General features: G+C 70.3%; 23 protein-coding genes. 16 read left to right on the forward strand and 7 right to left on the reverse strand.

Annotated features, from left to right (window positions below):
- Positions 1-327 (forward strand): glyoxalase, encoded by a 327-nt coding sequence (locus tag WA670_RS33975; protein ID WP_037810255.1) that lies wholly within the window; start codon positions 1-3, stop codon positions 325-327.
- Positions 324-1,145: a class I SAM-dependent methyltransferase gene (locus tag WA670_RS33980; protein WP_336160291.1), complete on the forward strand. Its 822-nt coding sequence runs from the start codon at positions 324-326 to the stop codon at positions 1,143-1,145. The genes WA670_RS33975 and WA670_RS33980 overlap by 4 nt, the downstream gene beginning before the upstream one ends.
- Here WA670_RS33980 and WA670_RS33985 read toward each other — a convergent pair.
- The 5 genes from WA670_RS33985 to WA670_RS34005 are packed head-to-tail and all read right to left on the reverse strand — an operon-like array spanning position 1,138 to position 4,780.
- On the reverse strand, positions 1,138-1,650 hold the full coding sequence (locus WA670_RS33985) for a DUF6228 family protein (protein WP_336160293.1): 513 nt from the start codon (positions 1,648-1,650) through the stop codon (positions 1,138-1,140). The two genes, WA670_RS33980 and WA670_RS33985, sit on opposite strands and share 8 nt — an antisense overlap.
- 19 nt (positions 1,651-1,669) lie before the next feature.
- On the reverse strand, positions 1,670-2,146 hold the full coding sequence (locus tag WA670_RS33990) for a CoA-binding protein (protein ID WP_037810257.1): 477 nt from the start codon (positions 2,144-2,146) through the stop codon (positions 1,670-1,672).
- Positions 2,143-3,429: an O-acetylhomoserine aminocarboxypropyltransferase/cysteine synthase family protein gene (locus WA670_RS33995; RefSeq protein ID WP_134733153.1), complete on the reverse strand. Its 1,287-nt coding sequence runs from the start codon at positions 3,427-3,429 to the stop codon at positions 2,143-2,145. Before WA670_RS33995 ends, WA670_RS33990 begins: the two co-directional genes overlap by 4 nt.
- Before the next feature lie 11 nt (positions 3,430-3,440).
- Positions 3,441-3,950 carry a GNAT family N-acetyltransferase gene (locus tag WA670_RS34000; RefSeq protein ID WP_238607824.1) on the reverse strand — a complete coding sequence of 170 codons (510 nt, stop codon included), beginning with the start codon at positions 3,948-3,950 and terminating at the stop codon, positions 3,441-3,443.
- Positions 3,947-4,780: a putative RNA methyltransferase gene (locus WA670_RS34005; RefSeq protein ID WP_336160296.1), complete on the reverse strand. Its 834-nt coding sequence runs from the start codon at positions 4,778-4,780 to the stop codon at positions 3,947-3,949. The genes WA670_RS34000 and WA670_RS34005 overlap by 4 nt, the downstream gene beginning before the upstream one ends.
- A gap of 174 nt (positions 4,781-4,954) precedes the next feature.
- On the opposite strand from WA670_RS34005, the gene WA670_RS34010 reads away from it, so the two are divergent.
- The 4 genes from WA670_RS34010 to WA670_RS34025 all read left to right on the forward strand — a co-directional run bounded on the left by WA670_RS34010 (position 4,955) and on the right by WA670_RS34025 (position 9,522).
- Positions 4,955-6,322 (forward strand): ammonium transporter, encoded by a 1,368-nt coding sequence (locus WA670_RS34010; protein WP_238607822.1) that lies wholly within the window; start codon positions 4,955-4,957, stop codon positions 6,320-6,322.
- A complete protein-coding gene (locus WA670_RS34015) occupies positions 6,319-6,657 on the forward strand; it encodes a P-II family nitrogen regulator (protein ID WP_043827775.1) in 339 nt (112 codons plus the stop codon). Before WA670_RS34010 ends, WA670_RS34015 begins: the two co-directional genes overlap by 4 nt.
- 3 nt (positions 6,658-6,660) lie before the next feature.
- Positions 6,661-8,964: a [protein-PII] uridylyltransferase gene (locus WA670_RS34020; protein ID WP_336160300.1), complete on the forward strand. Its 2,304-nt coding sequence runs from the start codon at positions 6,661-6,663 to the stop codon at positions 8,962-8,964.
- A 138-nt stretch (positions 8,965-9,102) separates the two neighbouring features.
- The gene (locus WA670_RS34025) at positions 9,103-9,522 is read left to right on the forward strand and encodes a hypothetical protein (protein WP_336160302.1); all 420 of its coding nucleotides are present in this window, start codon (positions 9,103-9,105) and stop codon (positions 9,520-9,522) included.
- Between the two features lie 199 nt (positions 9,523-9,721).
- On the opposite strand, the gene WA670_RS34030 is transcribed toward WA670_RS34025, so the two are convergent.
- Positions 9,722-10,174, reverse strand: coding sequence for a MarR family winged helix-turn-helix transcriptional regulator (locus WA670_RS34030; RefSeq protein WP_037810262.1), 453 nt, complete (start codon positions 10,172-10,174; stop codon positions 9,722-9,724).
- A 9-nt stretch (positions 10,175-10,183) separates the two neighbouring features.
- The gene (locus tag WA670_RS34035) at positions 10,184-11,977 is read right to left on the reverse strand and encodes an ABC transporter ATP-binding protein (RefSeq protein WP_336160304.1); all 1,794 of its coding nucleotides are present in this window, start codon (positions 11,975-11,977) and stop codon (positions 10,184-10,186) included.
- Between the two features lie 209 nt (positions 11,978-12,186).
- Between WA670_RS34035 and ffh the strand changes: the two genes are divergently transcribed.
- The 10 genes from ffh (at position 12,187) to rplS (ending at position 19,885) form a co-directional block, all read left to right on the forward strand.
- Positions 12,187-13,728 (forward strand): signal recognition particle protein, encoded by a 1,542-nt coding sequence (gene ffh, locus WA670_RS34040; RefSeq protein WP_037810264.1) that lies wholly within the window; start codon positions 12,187-12,189, stop codon positions 13,726-13,728.
- Positions 13,725-14,798: an amidohydrolase family protein gene (locus tag WA670_RS34045; protein ID WP_336160306.1), complete on the forward strand. Its 1,074-nt coding sequence runs from the start codon at positions 13,725-13,727 to the stop codon at positions 14,796-14,798. The genes ffh and WA670_RS34045 overlap by 4 nt, the downstream gene beginning before the upstream one ends.
- 66 nt (positions 14,799-14,864) lie before the next feature.
- Positions 14,865-15,587, forward strand: coding sequence for a CPBP family intramembrane glutamic endopeptidase (locus WA670_RS34050; RefSeq protein WP_043827770.1), 723 nt, complete (start codon positions 14,865-14,867; stop codon positions 15,585-15,587).
- An 88-nt stretch (positions 15,588-15,675) separates the two neighbouring features.
- Entirely contained in the window at positions 15,676-16,467 is a 792-nt protein-coding gene (locus WA670_RS34055; RefSeq protein WP_037810267.1) for a CPBP family intramembrane glutamic endopeptidase, read from the forward strand.
- Positions 16,468-16,633: 166 nt separating this feature from the next.
- Positions 16,634-17,077, forward strand: coding sequence for a 30S ribosomal protein S16 (gene rpsP, locus WA670_RS34060; RefSeq protein WP_037810269.1), 444 nt, complete (start codon positions 16,634-16,636; stop codon positions 17,075-17,077).
- The gene (locus tag WA670_RS34065; RefSeq protein WP_003103110.1) at positions 17,074-17,313 is read left to right on the forward strand and encodes an RNA-binding protein; all 240 of its coding nucleotides are present in this window, start codon (positions 17,074-17,076) and stop codon (positions 17,311-17,313) included. Before rpsP ends, WA670_RS34065 begins: the two co-directional genes overlap by 4 nt.
- A 25-nt stretch (positions 17,314-17,338) precedes the next feature.
- Positions 17,339-17,854, forward strand: a complete 516-nt coding sequence (gene rimM / locus WA670_RS34070) for a ribosome maturation factor RimM (protein ID WP_336160322.1) — start codon at positions 17,339-17,341, stop codon at positions 17,852-17,854.
- A 10-nt stretch (positions 17,855-17,864) separates the two neighbouring features.
- Complete coding sequence (locus WA670_RS34075) at positions 17,865-18,572, forward strand: hypothetical protein (RefSeq protein ID WP_037810273.1); 708 nt, start codon at positions 17,865-17,867, stop codon at positions 18,570-18,572.
- Positions 18,573-18,576: 4 nt separating this feature from the next.
- Positions 18,577-19,323 carry a tRNA (guanosine(37)-N1)-methyltransferase TrmD gene (gene trmD, locus WA670_RS34080; protein ID WP_238607818.1) on the forward strand — a complete coding sequence of 249 codons (747 nt, stop codon included), beginning with the start codon at positions 18,577-18,579 and terminating at the stop codon, positions 19,321-19,323.
- A 193-nt stretch (positions 19,324-19,516) separates the two neighbouring features.
- Positions 19,517-19,885 carry a 50S ribosomal protein L19 gene (rplS, locus tag WA670_RS34085; protein WP_009074470.1) on the forward strand — a complete coding sequence of 123 codons (369 nt, stop codon included), beginning with the start codon at positions 19,517-19,519 and terminating at the stop codon, positions 19,883-19,885.
- Positions 19,886-19,892 lie beyond the last annotated feature (7 nt).

Here is a 19,892-nt window from a genome sequence, read left to right on the forward strand (position 1 = left end):
ATGAGCGACGGCATCACGATGTTCGTCATGGAGACGCACAACTGGGGCAAGACCGCGAAGTTCCTGCAGCGCGTGGGGTTCAGCCTCGATTTCGAGACCGACCACAACTCGGGTCAGCTCTCGAACGGCGACGGCGCGCCGGTGTTCGTCGTCGAGGTGCCGGAAAACCAGGAGCCGCGCACGGCCGTCGTGGTGGCGGTGCCGGACGAGTCGGTCGACGCGGAACTCGACGTCGTCACCCCGTTCGAAGACACTCACTACGGCACGCGCGAGATGACCGTGCGGGACCCGGACGGCCGGATCTGGACCCTGCGAGCCCCGAAGTGAGCGAGCCGGACCACACCGCGGTGCGCGTCGCGTTGTGGCGCGCGCTGCACGTGCTCGCCGATCCGCCGCCGCACGCGCTGGCCGACGAGATCGGGCTCCAGTTGGCCGATCCCGGCCCGGACTGGCGCTCCCGGCCGGACATGGACCTGGACTTCACCCGCCGGTTCCGCGCGGGAATCGCGTTGCGCAGCCGGTTTGTCGAAGATCTGGTGCGCGAACGCGGGGTCTCGCAGTACGTTCTGCTCGGCGCCGGGCTGGACACGTTCGCGCAGCGGGAAGCGGAGCTGGGCGTGCGGGTGTTCGAGATCGACCAGCCGGGCACGCAGGAGTGGAAGCGCGCGCGGCTGGCCGAACTCGGGCTGCCCGCCCCGTACCGGTTCGTGCCGGTCGATTTCGAATCCGGCGAGCAGTGGCCGGAACGCTTGACTGCCAACGGTTTCGAGCTGGAGAAGCCCGCCGTGGTGGCGTCGACGGGAGTCAGCATGTACCTGACTCGCGAGGCGAACGCCGCGACATTGCATGCGCTCGCCGGTTTCGCGCCGGGCACCGTGGTGGCGATGACGTTCCAGATGCCGGAGGAGTACCTGGACGAACCCGATCGGGCGGCCCGGGCAGCGGCGATGAAGGGCGCGAAGGCGGCGGGGACGCCGTTCGTGAGCTTCTTCGCGCCGGACGAGATGCTGAATTTCGCGCGGGAGTGCGGTTTCCAGGACGTCCGGCATGTCAGCGCGGCCGAGCTGAACAAGCGGTATCTGTCCGGTCGGTCGGACGGGCTGGAGACGTCGGGGGAGGAGTTCCTGGTGGCGACGGTCAGCTGAACTCGGCGTCGCGGTATTCGACCGGAAACCCTTCGGCAGTAAGGAAATCGTGCAGCTGGGCGGCGAGGTCGTCCTTCTCGGCGCCTGCCTCCATCGTGGTCGTGACGGTGGCTTCCCATTCGCCGTAGACGGAATGCCGCCACGGCCGCAGCGTCCAGGCCAGTTCGACGCGGCCGCCGGAGTGGTGGGTCGCGCAGACGATCAGGTCGCGGTCGGCGTTGACCCAGCGTCGCTCGCCTTCCCAGCCGCGGAAGTCGAGCCCGTCGAGGAACCGGGCGAGGCCGCGGCCGGTGACGTAGTTGGTGACGTGGTCCAGCCGGGCGTCGAGCCCCGGCGCCTGGACGCGGACGGCGAAGAACAACCGCCGGTCCAGGTGGTGGCCGGCGGCGTGCCGTTCGCCGAACCGCACCGAGACCTGGTCGCCGCGGAACACGACTTCCCGGTCGTCCAGGCAGGTCATCTCGGTTTCCGGCCGCGGCCAGCCGTGCGGGCAGTTCGGGTTCACCTCGCCGAACCTAGCGTGTTCAGGGCGCGGTTTGCCGCCGTGAGCTGATCACCCCGGTGTTGAACCCCGCGAGATGCAGCCCGCCCGCGAACCGCGCGTGCTCGATCTTCACGCAGCGGTTCATCACCACGTCCAGCCCGGCTTCGCGGGCGCGGTCCGCCACCGGTTCGTGCCACAGGCCGAGCTGGAGCCACAACGTCCGCGCGCCGGCCTCGATGACCTCCTCGGCGACCCCGGGGAGGTCGTCGTGCTTGCGGAACACGCTCACCAGATCCAGTTCGCCCGGCACGTCCGCCAGCGACGGATACACCGGCCGCCCCAGCAACGTGTCGAGCCGCGGGTTGACGAAGTTGACCTCGTAACGCGTCGAAGACAGCAGATACGTCGCCACGAAGTAGCTCGGCCGCGCCGGATTCGCCGACGCGCCCACGACCGTCACCGATTTCGTGCGCCCGAGAAGACGCCGCCGTTCGACCGCCCCGACGTCGTAGCTCACGCGTTCACCGCCTTGTCGAGAGCCTGGTCGAGGTCCCACAGCAGATCCTCGACGTCCTCCAGCCCGACCGACAGCCGGATCAGGTCCGCGCCGACGCCCGCCGCGGCGAGCTGGTCCTCGGACAGTTGCGCGTGCGTCGTCGAGGCCGGATGGATCACCAACGTCCGCGCGTCGCCGACGTTCGCCAAGTGCGACAACAGTTCCACCGACTCCACGAACTTCTCGCCCGCCGCGCGTCCGCCCTTGACCCCGAACGAAAACACCGCGCCCGGCCCCTGCGGCAGATACCGCGCCGCCCGCTCGTGATCCGGGTGATCAGGCAACCCCGCGTAAGACACCCACGCGACCCGCGGGTCCGCGTTCAGGTACTCCGCGATCGCCCGCGCGTTGACGACATGCGCGTCCATCCGCTGCGGCAGAGTTTCGACACCTTGCAGCAGCAAAAACGCGGAATGCGGCGACAGCACCGCGCCGATGTCGCGCAGTTGCTCCGCGCGCAGCCGCGTGCAGAACGCGTACTCGCCGAAGTTCTCCCAGTACTTGAGCCCGCCGTAACTGTCGACGGTCTCGGTCATCCGAGGAAACTTTCCGTTGCCCCAGTTGAAAGTCCCGGCCTCGACGACGACCCCGCCGAGCGTCGTGCCGTGCCCGCCGAGGAACTTCGTGGCCGAGTGCAGGACGATGTCCGCGCCGTGCTCGATCGGGCGGCAGAGATACGGCGTGGCGAGCGTCGCGTCGACCACGAGCGGGATGCCGTGCGAATGCGCGAGATCGGCCAGCCCGGCGAGGTCCGCGATCGCGCCGCTCGGATTGCCGATCACCTCGGTGTAGATCAGCTTCGTGCGGTCGGTCACCGCTTTGGCGTAGTCCTCGGTGTCACCGTGCACGAACGTCGTCTCGACACCGAACCGCGCGAGCGTCCCGGTGAGCTGCGTGACCGTCCCGCCGTACAACCCGGCGGCGGACACGATGTGGTCGCCGGCCTCCGCGAGCGCCGAGAAGGTGAGGAACTCCGCCGCCTGCCCGCTGGCCGTCGCGACCCCGCCGATGGCCCCTTCGAGACTCGCGACGCGCTCTTCGAACGCCGCGACGGTCGGGTTGCCGATCCGGCTGTAGACGTTCCCGTACTTCTGCAGCGCGAACAGATTGGCCGCGTCGGCCGCGTCCTCGAACACGAAGCTGGTCGTCTGGTAAATCGGCACCGCACGAGCCCCGGTAGCAGGGTCGGGAGTGCCGCCGGCGTGCAGGGCGCGGGTGCGGAAGCCCCAGGTACGTTCGCTCATCGACGGCCACGCTAACCCAGCGGCGGCGGTGGCGGCCATTCCTCCCGGAGAGTGATCGGGCGGGCGCGCCAGACCACGGCGAGCGCCGGATCGCCAGCGGGGTCCGGCTCGATCCGCTCGACGGCGAATCCTTCCCGTTCGTAGAAAGCCGCGGCCCGCTCGTTGGCGGCGAAGTGTTCGATGCGCAGCCGGTCGACGCCTTCTGGCAGGTGGCTGGTTAGGGCATCGAGCAGTTGTGGGCCCAACCCGTGGCCGCGGTGTTCCGGGTCGAGGTAGAGCTTGTAGACGACGTGGTCGGGTCCGCGCTGTCCGACGCCGACGATGCGCGCCTCGGCTTCAGCGACGACAACGCGCCCGTCGGCCACGGCGGCGCCGATATGCGCTTCGTTCCACCACCGACGGACTTGGCGCTGGGCTGCCGCTTCGCCGATCAGCGGGGTGTAGTGCGGTGGGATGTGCGTCTCGCCGAAACGGCAGATCGCCTCGACGTCGCTCAGCTCGGCCACGCGCACCCGGCTCACGGCCCGTCGTCCCTCTTCCGCCACACGCTCACCGAAACCGCCAGCGTCACGTCCCGACCCGCCGCCGCATCGAGGCGCTCCCGCCGTCCGTCCCGGTCCAGATGGAAGCCCGCGGGCCCCATCGCCACTACATCCCGCACCTGTGCCGCGCTGAACTCCTGCGTCCGGACCACCTCCACCCCGGACTCCCGCTCGAACAACCCGCCCAACGAGGCCTCGAGCCGTTCTTCCTTACGCGCGTCCACGGCGAGCACCAGATCGCCCAGCTCCGCGAGATGCCCCGGCAACGGCGACGCCACCACCAGCTTCCCGCCCGGCGCGAGCACCCGGTGGAACTCCGTGGCGTTCCGCGGCGAGAACACGTCCAGAACCACCGACGCCACCCCGTCGCCCACCGGCCACGGTTCCCACAGGTTCCACACCGCCGCGCCCAGCCGCGGATGCGCCCGCGCGGCCCGTCGCAGCGCGATCGCCGACACGTCCAATGCGAGCCCGACCGCGTCCGGCGCGGCGTCCAGTACTCGCGAGAGGTAATAGCCCGGCCCGGCCCCGGCGTCGATGATCAATCCAGGAGCAGAACCAACCTCAGCGACCGCCTCGGCGAGCGGCGCGTACGCCCCGGAAGACAAAAACGCCGCCCGCGCGTCCACCATCGGCGCGGTGTCGGCCGTGCCCGCCGGGATGCGCGCGTGGAGAAGATTGACGTAACCCTGCCGGGCCAGATCGAACGAATGCCGCCGTTCGCAGCGCAGCGTCCGGCCGGTCAGCGAGACCGGCTCCGCGCACACCGAACAGCGCAGCGCTTCGATCACCCGATCAGGCAAAGACATGGCGCTATTCGACCATGAGGTTGCCTGACCGGACATTTCACCCCGGCTCCCCGGAAACGTCCCCGTAACAACCCACGTGCCGGAGTTCACGCGAGGGAAACGTGAACCGAAGCCTGGTGAAACACCCGCGGCCAACACTTCCTCTGCAGTTGCCCACGGCACGGGAGGACGATTGTGCTGAACGCCGGAGACACCGCCTGGGTGCTGATCAGCGCCGCGCTGGTCATGCTCATGACCCCAGGCCTCGCGTTCTTTTACGGCGGCATGGTCCGCGCGAAGAGCGTTTTGAACATGTTGATGATGAACTTCATCGCACTCGCGATAGTCGGGGTGCTGTGGGTGCTCTTCGGGTTCTCGCTGTCCTTCGGCGACGACGCTTTCGGCGGCCTGGTCGGGAACTTCGACTACGCCGGCCTGACGGACGCGTTCGGCAAGCTCGTCGGCCTCGCCAGCGCGGGCCCGCCCGCCGTCCCGTGGCCCGGCCCGGACGCGTTGCCGCTGCTCGCGTTCTGCATGTTCCAGCTGATGTTCGCGATCATCACCCCGGCGCTCATTTCCGGGGCCATCGCGGATCGCGCGAAGTTCTGGGGCTGGACGCTTTTCGTGACGATCTGGGTCATTGTCGTGTATTTCCCGGTCGCGCACTGGGTGTTCTCGTTCGACGGATTCACCGGCAAGGATTCGGTGGGCGGCTGGATCGCCAACCAGCTCAAGGCGCTCGACTTCGCGGGCGGCACGGCGGTGCACATCAACGCGGGAGCCGCGGGTCTCGCCCTCGCGCTGGTGCTCGGCAAGCGCAAGGGCTGGCCGAAGGACACCGGCCGTCCGCACAACGTCCCGTTCGTCCTGCTCGGCGCGTCGCTGCTGTGGTTCGGCTGGTACGGCTTCAACGCCGGTTCCGCGCTCGGCGCCAACGACCTCGCGGGCGTCGCGTTCACCAACACCACCGTCGCGACCGCGGCCGCGGTGCTCGGCTGGCTCGTCGTGGAACAGCTGAAGTTCGGCAAGCCGACCACGCTCGGCGCGGCGTCCGGCGCGGTGGCCGGCCTGGTCGCGATCACCCCCGCCTGCGGTTTCGTGAGCCCGCTCGGCTCGATCGCGATCGGCGTGATCGCCGGGGTGCTGTGCGCGCTGGCCATCTCGCTGAAGTTCCGCTTCGGCTTCGACGACTCCCTCGACGTCGTCGGCGTGCACCTCGTCGGCGGTCTCGTCGGCACCGTGCTGATCGGGTTCTTCGCCACCAAGAGCGTGAACCCGGCGGGCGCGGACGGGCTGTTCTACGGCGGCGGCTTCAAGCAGCTGGGCATCCAGGTGGTCGCCGCGCTTGCGGTGCTGGGCTACTCGTTCATCATGACCTTGATCATCGGCTTCGCGATCAAGAAGGCGGGCGGGTTCCGCGTCAGCACCGAACACGAGGTCAGCGGCATCGACGAGGGTCAGCACGCGGAGAGCGCCTACGACTTCACCGGCATGGGCGGCCTCGGCCACTCGGCGACGTTCCCGGCCAAGCCCGTCACGAAACTCGAGGAGACCAAGGCATGAAGCTCATCACCGCGATCGTCAAGCCGTTCACGCTCGACGACGTCCGCTCCTCGCTGGAGCAGCTGGGCGTGCTCGGGATGACGGTGAGCGAGGTCCAGGGCTACGGCAGGCAGAAGGGCCACACCGAGGTCTACCGGGGGGCCGAGTACTCGGTGGATTTCGTGGCCAAGCTGAAGATCGAGGTCGTGGTGGACGACGTCGTGGTCGAGAAGGTCCTCGACGCGGTCACCACCGCCGCGCACACCGGGAAGATCGGCGACGGGAAGGTCTGGGTGACGCCGGTGGAGACGGTCATCCGGGTCCGCACCGGCGAACGCGGCACGGACGCGCTGTAGCCGATGACCGACGGGGGCGAACTCGCCCGAGCCACTGCGCTGCTGCTCGAAGGACGGCACGGAGCTCCCGCGCTGCGGAACTCCCTGGTCGATCTCTACGAGTTCTGGCTCGGGAAAGGAGCGACGGCGGCCGGCGTCGACACCGCGGACCCAGGTGTCGCGCTGGTCGCCGTAGGGGGGTTGGGACGGCGCGAGCTGGTGCCGTACTCCGATCTCGATTTGGTGTTGCTGCACAACGGAAACAACCAGGTCGGGGAGATCGCCGACGCGCTGTGGTACCCGTTGTGGGACGCGCGGGTCGGCCTCGACCATTCGGTCCGCACGCCCGGCGAGGCGCTGAAAGTCGCCGCGGAGGACCTGCGTACCGCGCTCGGTCTGCTCGACGCCCGGCATCTCGCTGGCGACCCGGGCCTCACCGAACGCCTCGCGTCCGCCGCCCGCGACCAGTGGCGGCGCACCGCCCGCAAACGCTTGCCGGAGCTGGCTGAATCTGTCCACGGACGATGGCGGCGCAGCGGTGAGATCGCCCAATCCGCCGAGCCGGACTTGAAACACGGCCGCGGCGGCCTTCGCGACTTCGGCGTGCTGGAAGCCCTCGCGGCCGGACAGCTCACCGCACGACCGGGCGAAGAACTGCTGGCAGCAAAGCAACTCCTGCTCGACGTCCGTACCGAACTCCGCCGCGAAGCACGTCGCGAACGAGACATCCTCAGCGCGGCCGACGCCGACGTCGTAGCGCACGAACTGGAGCTGGGCGACCGATTCGCCTTGGCGCGCAAGCTTTCCGGCGCGGGCCGAACCATCGCGTACGCCGTCGATGTCGCTCTTCGGTCCACTGTGGAGCAACCGCGTCCACTCTTCGGCCGACGCCCGGTTCGCCGCCCGCTGGCGGAGGGCGTCGTACTGCACGGCGACGAGGTCGCGCTGGCCCGAGACGCACTCCCCGCCCGGGACCCCGCGCTTCTGCTCCGTGCCGCAGCGGCCTCGGCTCGGACCGGAAAACCCATCTCACCAGGCACGTTGCGCACCCTCGCGGAGTCCGCCCCGGAACTGCGCGAACCATGGCCGGACGACGCCCGCAACGCCCTCGTCGAACTGCTGGGCGCGGGGGAGGGACTGGTCGACGCGGTCGAAGCCCTCGACCGCACCGGTCTGTGGGCCCGGCTGTTCCCGGAGTGGGGCGCCGTGCGCGACCTGCCGCCGCGGTCGCCAGTGCACCAATGGACCGTCGACCGGCACCTCGTCCAGGCGTGCGTCGAAGCAGCGAAACTGACCACCACCGTGTCGCGGCCGGACCTGCTGCTGATCGGCGCGTTGCTGCACGACATCGGCAAGGGCCGCGACGCCGACCACTCCGAACTGGGCGCGAAGATCTCCGCCTCGGTAGCGCAACGCCTGGGCCTGCCGCCCGCGGACGTCGCGACGGTCTCCGCGATGGTCCGCCACCACCTGCTGCTGCCGCACACCGCGACCAGACGCGACATCGGCGACCCCGCGACCATCTCGCGCGTGGTGAAAACCCTGGACCGCGACGTCGTCCTGCTGGAACTCCTGCACGCCCTCACCCGCGCCGATTCGCTGGCCACCGGACCCGGCGTCTGGACCGACTGGAAGGACCGCCTGCTCGCCGAGCTGGTCAGCGGCTGCGAGGAAGCCGTGCACGGCAAGGGTTTCACGCCGCCGGAGCCCTTGGACGACGACCAACGCGAGCTGGTCGCCGAAGCCACCCGGACCGGCGTCGGCCAAGTCCGGATCTCCGCGCACGGCAAGGTCGTCACGGTGCTGCTGGCCGTCCCCGCGGACCGGGAACTGCTCGCTCCCGCGGCCGGGGTGCTGGCGCTGAACTCCCTGGAGGTCCACTCGGCGGTCCTGCGCGAGCATTACGGCCGGGCGGGCGTGTTCACCGCGTCGCCGAAATTCGGGTCGCTGCCGGATCCCGCGCTGCTGCGAGAACAGTTCGCCCGTGCGGTCGCCGGGACGATGCCGCTCACCCAGCGGCTGGCGGCGAAGGAACGCGACTACGCGACCGCGTCGCCGGTCGTGGTCAAGCCGGTGGTGCGCTGGTTCGACGACGAAACGAGCGGTCCCGACGCCGTCGTGCTGGAACTGCGCGCCGCCGACCGGATCGGCCTGCTGTTCCGGGTGGCGAGCGCCCTGCGCCGCGCGGAGGCCGACGTCCACTGGGCGAAAGCCGCGACCCTGGGCGGCGCCGTCGTGGACTCGTTCGCCCTCTCGCCGCGCTCCGGCCACGTCACCCCTTCGTGGCGCACGGCGATCACCGACGCCGTCCTGGCCGCGGTCTCCTGACCGTCCGTGAAGGACTCCTTGAGGGAATCAGATTCCTTCAAGGAGCCCTTCACGGACGAATGACCAGGGCAGACCCGGCCGCATTGCGCCATCCGGGCTCACCCGTCCGGGGTGTCGGCGGCGCCGACCCTGGTTCCGATGGCAGGATGGCAGGTCCGGGCAAGGGGCGAGGTGAACGCGATGCGAGGGCACGAGAACCTGCCGGAGCTTTCGCTGCCCCCGACAGTCGTGGCCGGGCACCTCCGCACCTGCGCCGAGGAGCTCTCCGCCCTGCTCCGCGGCGACGGATCCGCCGCCACCCTCGGCGAACTCTCCGAGGTGGTCACCCAGCTGGTCGCCGGCCAGCACGCGCTGTCCCACGCCCTGGCCGGTCTCGCCGGGCGCATGGACGTCCGCAATCCCGCGCTCGCCACGGTCTCGCCGTCCGAGGTCGAGGTCCTCACCGAGGTCCTGCAAGCCGCCGCCTGCGCGGTCAGCTGCTCCGCCGAGGAACTCGCCGACGCCGAACCGCTCTTCGAGTTCGCGAGCGACTCCGCGGGACCCGACACCCGCGTTTGAGTAGTCCTACTCAGTCCGGATTGGGGGACTTCACGCTGCCGCGCGCCCGCCCCCGGACGGCAGACTTCTCCCCAACGCCGGGCGGCCGAGGGGGAACCGCTCCGCGTGCCCGCGGCGGAAGGCCTCCTGGGGAGGTGAGCTCTTCCGCCACGGTTCCGGGGACGGCCGTGGGGAGCGGCCGCCCCGGAACTCCCGGGCCTCAGGAATCCGCGATCCGCGTCAGCAGCCCGGCCGCGAGCCGGAGCAGCTCCTGTTCGGTGGGGCTCAGCGTCCGTTCGACGGCCGCGGCCAGCCAGTTCTCCCGCGCGATCGAGTAGGTGCGCAGTTCCCGCAGCCCGGCCGGGGTGATCTCGATCAGCGACCGCCGCCCGTCCGCCGGGTCCGGGGTGCGCGTGATCCACTCGCGTTCGGCCAGCGAGGCCAGGATCCGCGTCAGCGACTGCGGATGGATCCGCTCGGCCTCGGCCAGCTCGCCCGGCGTGTGCGTGCCGCCGCGGTACAGCCGCGACAGCACCGCCAGCACGGCCGGTCCCGGAGCGGGCGAGCCCGCCTCGGAGCGCATCCGCCAGTTCAGCCGCCCGACGCCCTCGCGCACCGTCCGGGCCAGCGTCGCCAGCTCGTCGGCCCGGTGCGCGTCGGGTTCGGTCTCCATGCGGCCACATTAGGCGGTTTCTCCCCGCACCAGCGCGGCATACCTGCCGCCGGAGGCGAGCAGTTCCGCGTGCGTTCCCCGTTCGACGATCCGTCCGGCGTCCAGCACCGCGATCTGGTCCGCGTGCTCCACAGTGGACAGCCGGTGCGCGATCGCGATCGTCGTGCGGCCCGCGGCGAGCCGGTCCAGTTCCGCCTGCACCGCGCGTTCGGTGCGGTTGTCCAGCGAGCTCGTCGCCTCGTCCAGGATCAGCACCGGCGGATTGCGCAGCAGGATCCGCGCGATCGCCATCCGCTGCTTCTCCCCGCCGGAAAACCGGTAGCCGCGTTCCCCGACGACGGTGTCGTACCCCTCCGGCAGCGCGGCCAGCGTGTCGTGGATGTGCGCGGCCTTCGCGGCGTTCTCCAACTCCTCGTCGGTGGCGTCCGGCTTCGCGAACCGCAGGTTCTCCCGCACCGACGCGTGGAACAGATACGTCTCCTGCGACACCAGCCCGACCCCGGCGGCCAGCGACGCGAGCGTGACATCCCGGACATCCGTCCCGTCCACGCACACCTTTCCCTCGGTCACCTCGTACAACCGGGCGACCAGATAGGCGAGCGTCGTCTTCCCCGAACCCGTCGACCCGACCAACGCCGTCGTCGTCCCCGCGGGCACGTCGAGGTCGATATCGCGCAACGTCCACGGCCCCTCGTCGTCGTAGCGGAACGAGACTCCGCGCATCGAGACCGCCCCGCCGCTCGGATGCAGCGTCCGCGCGCCCGGCCGGTCGTCGATCTCCACCGGCAGATCGAGCACCTCGAAGATCCGCCCGAACAACGCCTTCGCCGTCGAGACGTTCTGTCCCACCGTCTGCATCGCCGTCGCCGGCGCGAGCAGCCGGTTCAACATGCTGGTGAACGCGACGACCGTGCCCAGCGAGATCGGCGCCGCGCCCCCGGCGAGTTCCAGTCCGGCCGCCCAGTAGACCAGCGCCGGGATGATCGTCAGGCTCATCGACCGCGCCGCCCGCTGCCACCGCCCGGCCAGCGCGGCACTGCGTTCCAGCGCCGCGACCTCGCGCGATTCCTCCGCGAACCGGTCGCGCATCAGCTTCGCGTTGCCCATCGTCTTGGCCAGCAGCACGCCGGTGACCGACAGCGATTCTTCGACGATCGTGGTCAGCCGCGCCATCCGCCGGGTCCGGCCGCGGGCGAGCTTCCGCTGCTTGCCGCCAAGGCGCAGCGTGAACAGCAGGAACAACGGCACGACGACCAGCGACAACAGCGCCAGCTGCCAGTCCATCACCAGGATCGCCACCGCGATCGCCAGCGCTGTCGTGCCGTTCTGCACGATCGACGCGGCGGTCCCGGTGACGACGTTGTCCACGCCGCCGATGTCGTTGAACACCCGCGACAGCACCTCGCCGGTCTTCGTTCGGGTGTAGAAGCCCAGCGACATCCGCTGCAGATGGCTGTACACCGCGACCCGCAGTTCGTCCATCACCCGCTGGCCGATGGTGTTGGACAGCCCGGTGGTCCGCACGCTCAGCGCGCCCGACCCGAGCGCGGCGGCGATCATCCCGGCCGCCAGCAGGCTGACCAGCAGGACGTCGCGGTGCGGCAGCGCGTCGTCCAGCATCTCGCGCAGCAGGAACGGCGAGGTGACGCCCAGCCCGGCCTGCACGACCAGCAGCGCGCACAGCCCGGCCAGCGCCCGCCGGTGCGGCCGGAAGAGGCCCGCGATGCGGCGGAACGGGACCTGGTCGTCCTCGTCCCCTGCCGGTTCGGCGAGCGTCGGACGCCGGGCCGTAGCTGATATCATACGCCTATGTTTACTTAATTCCCGACGCTGGTCGAGCGGTTTTCGCGTGGTTGAGCTGTTGTCGTGGGGACAATTAATACGCGTATGCGTAGTACCCTTCCCGTACCCGTGAAGGCCGGGTGGCCGGGGCGGCTACCCTCGGAAGATGCCGGGGGTGCCGAGCACCGCCCGGCACGCGAACTTTCGACCCAGCTGGAGCGTGCACCCCCGTGTTCGACACCCTCTCCGATCGGCTCACCTCGGCCCTGCAGTCGCTCTCGCGCAAGGGCCGGCTGTCCGACGCCGACATCGACGCCACCGCGCGCGAGATCCGCATCGCGCTGCTGGAAGCGGACGTCGCGCTCCCGGTGGTCAAGGCGTTCATCGCGAAGATCAAGGACCGCGCGAAGGGCGCCGAGGTCTCGCAGGCGCTGAACCCGGCGCAGCAGGTCGTGAAGATCGTCAACGAGGAGCTCGTCGGCATCCTCGGCGGCGAGACGCGGCGGCTGAACCTGGCGAAGAACCCGCCGTCGGTGATCATGCTCGCGGGTCTCCAGGGCGCTGGTAAGACGACGCTGGCCGGCAAGCTGGCGATGTGGCTGAAGAAGCAGGGCCACGCGCCGATGCTGGTCGCCTGTGACCTCCAGCGGCCGAACGCGGTCACCCAGCTGCAGGTCGTCGGCGAGCGCGCCGGTGTCGTCACGTTCGCGCCGGAGCCGGGCAACGGCGTCGGCGACCCGGTCGACGTCGCCCGCCGCGCGATCGAAGAGGCCAAGCACGCGCAGCACGACATCGTCGTGGTCGACACCGCGGGTCGCCTCGGTGTCGACGAAGAGCTGATGAAGCAGGCCGCGGACATCCGCGAGGCCGTGCAGCCGGACGAAGTCCTGTTCGTGGTCGACGCCATGATCGGTCAGGACGCGGTCACCACGGCCGAGGCGTTCCGCGACGGCGTCGGCTTCACCGGCGTGGTGCTCACGAAGCTCGACGGCGACGCCCGAGGTGGCGCCGCGCTGTCCGTCCGCGAGGTCACCGGCCAGCCGATCCTCTTCGCGTCCAACGGCGAGAAGCTCGAAGACTTCGACACGTTCCACCCGGACCGGATGGCCTCGCGCATCCTGGGCATGGGCGACGTGCTGACCCTGATCGAGCAGGCCGAACAGCACTTCGACCAGGAGCAGGCCGAACAGGCCGCGCAGAAGCTCACCAGCGGGCAGCTCACGCTGGAGGACTTCCTCGAGCAGATGCTCGCGGTGCGCAAGATGGGCCCGATCGGCAACCTGCTCGGCATGCTGCCCGGCGCGGGCCAGATGAAAGACCAGCTCGCCGCGGTCGACGACAAGCAGCTCGACCGGCTCCAGGCGATCATCCGCGGCATGACGCCCGCCGAGCGCGCCGACCCGAAGATCATCAACGGCTCGCGCAGGCTGCGCATCGCGAACGGCTCCGGCGTGACCGTCCGCGAGGTCAACGACCTGGTCAACCGCTTCTTCGAGGCGCGCAAGATGATGGCGCAGATGGCGGGCCGGTTCGGCTTCGGCGGCGGAGGCGGCGGGAGCAAGAACCGCAAGGGCAAGAAGGGGAAGAAGGGCAAGAAGGGCCCCACGCAGCCGAGGATGCGCGGCGGGATGCCCGGCGGCATGCCGATGCTGCCCCCCGGCGGCGGGATGCCCGGCGGGATGCCGGACCTGTCGCAGCTCGGCGGCATGAACGACGTGCCCGGCTTCGACCCGTCCAAGTTCAAGCTGCCGAAGGACCCGAAGAACAATTGAGCCCGCTGCACCTGCACGGCACCGTCCTGCCCGACGGCGAGCCGCGTGACCTCTGGATCCAGGACGGAAAGCTGTCCTTCGAGCCGGTTCCCGGCGCGGAAACGCTGTCCACCGGCGGATTCGTGGTCCCCGGGCTCGTCGACGCGCACTGCCACCCGGGTCTCGGCCCGAGCGGCGGACTGTCGGTGGAGGAGGCGGCGGACCAGGCCGCGACCGACCGCGACGCGGGCACTCTGCTGATCCGCGACTGCGGCCTGCCGCTGGACGTCCGCCCGCTGCAATCGCGCGCCGACCTGCCCACGATCATCCGCTGCGGACGCCACCTGGCGCTGCCGAAGCGGTACATCCCCGGCTTCGCGATCGAACTGGACGACCCGGCCCTGCTGCCGGAAGCAGTCGCCGAACAGGCCCGCGACGGCGACGGCTGGGTCAAGCTCGTAGGCGACTGGATCGACCGCGGCCAAGGCGACCTCGCGCCGCTCTGGCCGGACGACGTGCTGGCTGAAGCCATCCGCATCGCCCACGACCTCGGCGCACGCGTCACGGCGCACGTCTTCGGCGAAGCAGCGCTGCCAGGCTTGATCGGCGCGGGCATCGACTGTCTCGAGCACGGCACCGCGTTGTCGCCGGATCAGCTCGCCGAACTCGCGCGCCGCGACGTCGCCTTGGTGCCCACGCTCATCAACATCGAGAACTTCCCGGGCATCGCGGACAAGGCAGGCAAGTACCCGACGTACGCGGCCCACATGCGCGCACTGCACGCTGGCGTGGGCGAGATGGTGTCCTCAGCGGTCGAAGCGGGCGTACGCGTCTTCGCGGGAACGGACGCGGGCGGCATGGTCGCGCACGGCCGTATCGCCGACGAGGTCGAAGCGCTCCACCGCGCGGGCATGTCGCGTACGCAGGCTCTCGCGAGCGCTTCCTGGGAGGCGCGCGAATGGCTGGGCCACCCCGGTATCGAACACGGCGCCCCGGCGGACCTGATCGTTTACGCCGACGACCCGCGCACCGACCTGGCCGCCCTGCACCGCCCGACCCACATCCTCCTGGGCGGCACGGTCTTCCACTGACGCCGTCCCGCTCCCGCAGACGACCCCGCCTCGATGCGCCACGCCCCAGCCACATAGCGTGAACCCGTGGCCGAAGACGGTGGGGGAAAGCGAATTCTGGGCGCCCATTGGGCTTTCGCCGCGTTCTTCTTCGGAGTAGCCGGCTACTACCTCGTCACCCTCCTCACCGCCGCCGCGTTCAACCGGCACGTCGGCGACGACGACCCGGTCGAGGCGTACGCGGGACCGTTGCTGCTGCTGGCGTTCCTGCCGAACCTGGTCCTCGGCCTCGGCCCGGCGACCGCCTCGCTGCGGTACGGCTCCGGCCTCGAACGCGACTTCGGGCTCCGCACCCGGGGCCGCGACCTCCGCATCGGCCTCGCCTGCGGCCTGCTCGCGCTCGTCGTCGGCTTCGTGCTGAACGCCGCCGAAATCGCGGTCTTCGGCGGCGACGAGGTGTCCGACAGCCCGCTCACCGACCTGCCCGACGTGTCCGGCGGCAGCCCGGTCTGGCTGATCGCGACCGCGCTGGTCCTGGTGGTCGCCGTCCCGCTCACCGAGGAACTGCTGCTGCGCGGGGCGCTGTGGAACGCCCTGCTGCACTACCGGATCCCGCCGTGGGTGGTGCTCGTGCTCACGTCGTTGGTGTTCGCGCTGCTGCACGGCGAGACCACGCGCACGATCGCGCTGTTCGGCCAGGGTCTCGTCCTCGGGCTGGCGCGGCATTTTTCCGGCCGGACCTCGGCGAGCGTGCTCGCGCACGCGGCGAACAACCTGCCGCCCGCCGTCCTTCTCTTCACCGGGCATTGAGGGAAACCGGTGACCGGTCGAGTACTGTGCGAAACCATTTCGGCCGCTAGGCTCGACCGGTGAGCAGAGCGAGCACGGGGAGGCGGGCGTGACCACATCACAGCCCCGTGAACCTTTCTCCCGCGCGCTCTCCCCGGAGGACTTGGTGGCCGAACCGACCGCGTTCCCGGCGCATCGCTGGGGATTCGGGGCGTTCCTGCTGGTCGAGGCGGTGCTGCTGGCGTCGGCCGCGTTCATCGGCGCGCTCGCCGGTCCCACGGCTCCGGGCAAGCCGCTCCCGATCGGCACGGTGCTGCTCGGCACGATGCTGCCCACCATGATCGCCGCGGGCGTCGCGGTGCTGATCACCGTCGTGCGCGGCAACGGCCCGAAGCTCGACCTGCGGCTCGAATGGCGCTGGGCGGACGTCTGGACCGGGCTCAAATTCGGCATGCTCGGCCTCGTGCTCACCTCGCTGAGCGCCTACGTGTGGACCCAGCTGGTCGGCACGGCGGACGCGACGTCGGCGATCAGCGCGCTGGTCGACGACCGCAAGATGTCCGTGCCCGCCGCCGCGGTGATGTTCGGCTACCTGTGGCTGCTCGGGCCGATCTGCGAGGAGATCATCTACCGCGGCCTGCTCTGGGGCGCGGTCGAGCGGCTGCAGTGGCGCAGCGAGCGCTGGGGCCGGGTCGCAGCGTTCCTGCTGTCCACCGCGGTCTTCGCGGCCAGCCACCTGGAACCGCTGCGCACCACCCTGCTGCTGGTGATCTCCATCCCGATCGGGCTGGCCCGGCTGTCCACCGGGCGGCTGGCGGGCAGCATCGTCGCGCACGCGGTCAACAACTTCCTGCCCGCCGTCGCGATCCTGCTCGGCGCGCTCGGCCTCGCGTCCTTCTGAGGCCCCTGCGCAGGCACAACGACGGCATCTGGCAGAATGTTTGCTTGCCCGCTTCCGCCGGACCCTCTCGCCGTGTGGAAGCTCCTGACCTCCGGGCGCCGTGAGCCTGTCCCCACGGGTTTCGCGCGCGCCCTGCACCACACAGCACTGAGGAGTACCCACACCCGTGGCCGTCAAGATCAAGCTGCAGCGCCTCGGCAAGATCCGTGCGCCGTACTACCGCATCATCATCGCCGACGCGCGCACCCGCCGGGACGGCAAGGCCATCGAGACGATCGGCAAGTACCACCCCAAGGAAGAGCCGAGCTTCATCGAGGTCGACACCGAGCGGGCGCAGTACTGGCTGGGCGTCGGCGCGCAGCCGACCGAGCCGGTCCAGCGCATCCTCGAGATCACCGGCGACTGGCAGAAGTTCAAGGGCCTGCCGGGCGCCGAGGGCACCCTGAAGGTGGCCGAGCCGAAGCCGTCCAAGCAGGACCTGTTCAACGCGGCGCTGGCCGCGGCGGGCGAGGAGCCCTCCACCGAGGCCGTCACGCCGAAGAAGAAGTCGGCCCCGAAGAAGGCCGAAGCCGACAAGGCCGAGGCTGCCGAGGGCGAGAAGTCCGAGTGAGCTTCCTCGCCGACTCCCTCGAGCACCTGGTGCGCGGGATCGTCGACAACCCGGACGAGGTCCGGGTCGAGCTGCTGACCACGCGTCGTGGCCGCACGCTCGAGGTGCACGTCCACCCCGACGATCTCGGCAAGGTGATCGGCCGGGGCGGGCGCACCGCGACCGCTCTGCGCACCGTGATGGGCGGCATCGGCGGCCGAGGCGTCCGCGTGGACGTCGTCGACACCGATCGCTGACCCGGATTCTCGGAAACGGTCAGGTATGGACGTCGTAGTCGGCCGTATCGCGAAGGCGCACGGCATCCGCGGCGAGCTCGCGGTCGACGTGCGCACGGATTCGCCGCAGGAGCGGTTCGCGATCGGTGCGGTCGTCACGACGAAGCTGCGCGACGGCAGCACGAGAGAACTCACCATCGCAGCCGCCCGCGAACACAGCGGGCGGCTGCTGGTGCGTTTCGAGGAAGTGCTCACGCGCGACGTCGCGGAAACCCTGCGCGGCGCCCTGCTGCTGGCGGACACCGCCACGCTGCCGCCCACCGGCGACCCGGACGAGTTCTACGACCACGAGCTGGCCGGGCTTCGCGCGGAACTCGCCGACGGGACGGCCGTGGGCAAGGTCGTCGAGGTGGTCCACTCGCCGGCCGGGGAATTGCTCGAACTCGATCATGACGGACGCTCGGTCTTGGTACCTTTCGTCCGCGCCATCGTTCCGGTGGTGGACGTCGCGGGGGGCCGGGTCGTGCTCGATCCGCCCGAAGGCCTCCTCGACGCTGACTGAGGGGGAGTTCGTGAAGTTCTGGACGAAGGCTGTCTTCGCAGCCGTATTGGCCACCGCTTTCGCCGCGCCGCCCGCGCAGGCCGCTTCGCCGGTGTACGGCGACTTCTCGATGATGTTCCAGCGCAGCGCCGGACAGTACGCGCCGCCGGGGGAGAAGGCGTTCCAGTGGGCGTGGTCGCCGCAGTCGGCCACCGAATCGCAGATCACCTGGGGCGACCCGGTCACGTGGCCGCCCGCGACCGCCGAGCACTTCGTCCGCTCCGGCGACTGGGTGCTGATCGACGGCTGGGACGGCAACGGCACGTACTACACGGAGCGCGTCACCGAAGAACTCGCGTGCACCGGTTCCACCTGCACGCCGATCCCGTCCGACGGCGGCCGCCAGCACTACGTGCGCTGGACCGTGCCGTCCACCGACTACCGGCTCGTCGCGCGCGGCACGATCACCGAGAAGAGCTCGGGCAAGGTCGTCCACTTCGAGCACCTGCAGACGTGGGGCGCGCCCGCTCCGTGCTCGAACGCCCGCTTCGGGGCGCGCACCTGCGTCACGCAGACCGAGACGTGGTCGGACGACAACGGGCTGCCCGCCGGGTCGCCGATCCGCAAGACCCTGCACCGCAGCATCAAGATCGCGAAGGGGCTGGGCATGGCCTTCGCGATCGACCAGGACGTCCCGAGCCCGTGGCACGCCCAGGCCACCGAGTACTGGAACTGGTAACCGCTTGCGCATCGACGTCGTCACCATTTTCCCCGAGTACCTCGACCCGCTGCGCGCGGCGCTGCTGGGCCGGGCGATCGACCGCGGCCTCATCGAGGTCGGCGTGCACGACCTGCGCGACTGGACCCACGACGTGCACCGCGCGGTCGACGACGCGCCGTACGGCGGCGGTCCCGGCATGGTCATGAAGCCGCAGATCTGGGGCCCCGCGCTGGACGACGTGTGCGGCGAGGGGACCCGGCTCGTCGTCCCGACCCCGGCGGGCAAGCCGTTCACCCAGGAGCTGGCGCATTCCTACGCCGAGGAAAAGCACCTGGTGTTCGCCTGCGGCCGGTACGAGGGCATCGACCAGCGGGTCGTCGACGACGCGGCCCGCCGGATGCCGGTGGACGAGGTCTCCATCGGCGACTACGTGCTGGTCGGCGGCGAGGCCGCGGTGCTGGTGATCGTCGAGGCCGTGGTCCGGCTGCTGCCGGGCGTGCTCGGCAACGCGCGCTCGGCGGCCGAGGACTCGTTCTCCGACGGCCTGCTCGAAGGCCCCAGCTACACCCGCCCGGAAGTGTGGCGCGACCTGGCGGTGCCGGACGTGCTGCGCTCGGGCAACCACGCGCTCATCGACCGCTGGCGGCGCGACCAGGCGCTGGCTCGCACCGCCCAGCGGCGGCCGGATCTCCTGGACCGGCTGCCCGAGGGCAGCCTGGACAAGCGGGACCGCGAGGTCCTCGAAGGGCTGGACGACCAGCCCGGATAGGCCCCGTGCGAGGTCTCCGGGAGCCTCTGCCATAATGGATTAGTTGGCGTGACGCGTGGTGCTTTACATGCGCTCACCGCGGCTGTTCAGTCGCGATGCCAACCGTGAATGCCATCAGCCCCGGGCTAGTCGCAGTGATCCGCTGCGCGCTCGAGCTGTACGTAAGCCACACGAATACGAGGACGGACCACCGATGAACACCCTGGACGCGCTGGACGCGCAGTCACTGCGTTCCGACATCCCGGACTTCCGCCCCGGCGACACGCTCAAGGTGCACGTCCGCGTCATCGAGGGCAACCGCGAGCGCAACCAGGTCTTCCAGGGCGTCGTGATCCGCCGTCAGGGCGGCGGCATCCGGGAGACCTTCACCGTGCGCAAGGTTTCGTTCGGCGTGGGCGTCGAGCGCACCTTCCCGGTGCACTCGCCGAACCTGGCCGAGGTCGAGGTCTTCAAGCGCGGCGACGTCCGCCGGGCGAAGCTGTACTACCTGCGCGAGCTGCGCGGCAAGAAGGCCAAGATCAAGGAGCGCCGCGAGAACCGCGAGACCACCTCCGCCTCCTGAGTGACGA

Origin of the sequence: Amycolatopsis sp. VC5-11, assembly GCF_037034185.1 — a bacterium.
Classification (GTDB): Bacteria; Actinomycetota; Actinomycetes; order Mycobacteriales; family Pseudonocardiaceae; genus Amycolatopsis; species Amycolatopsis nivea.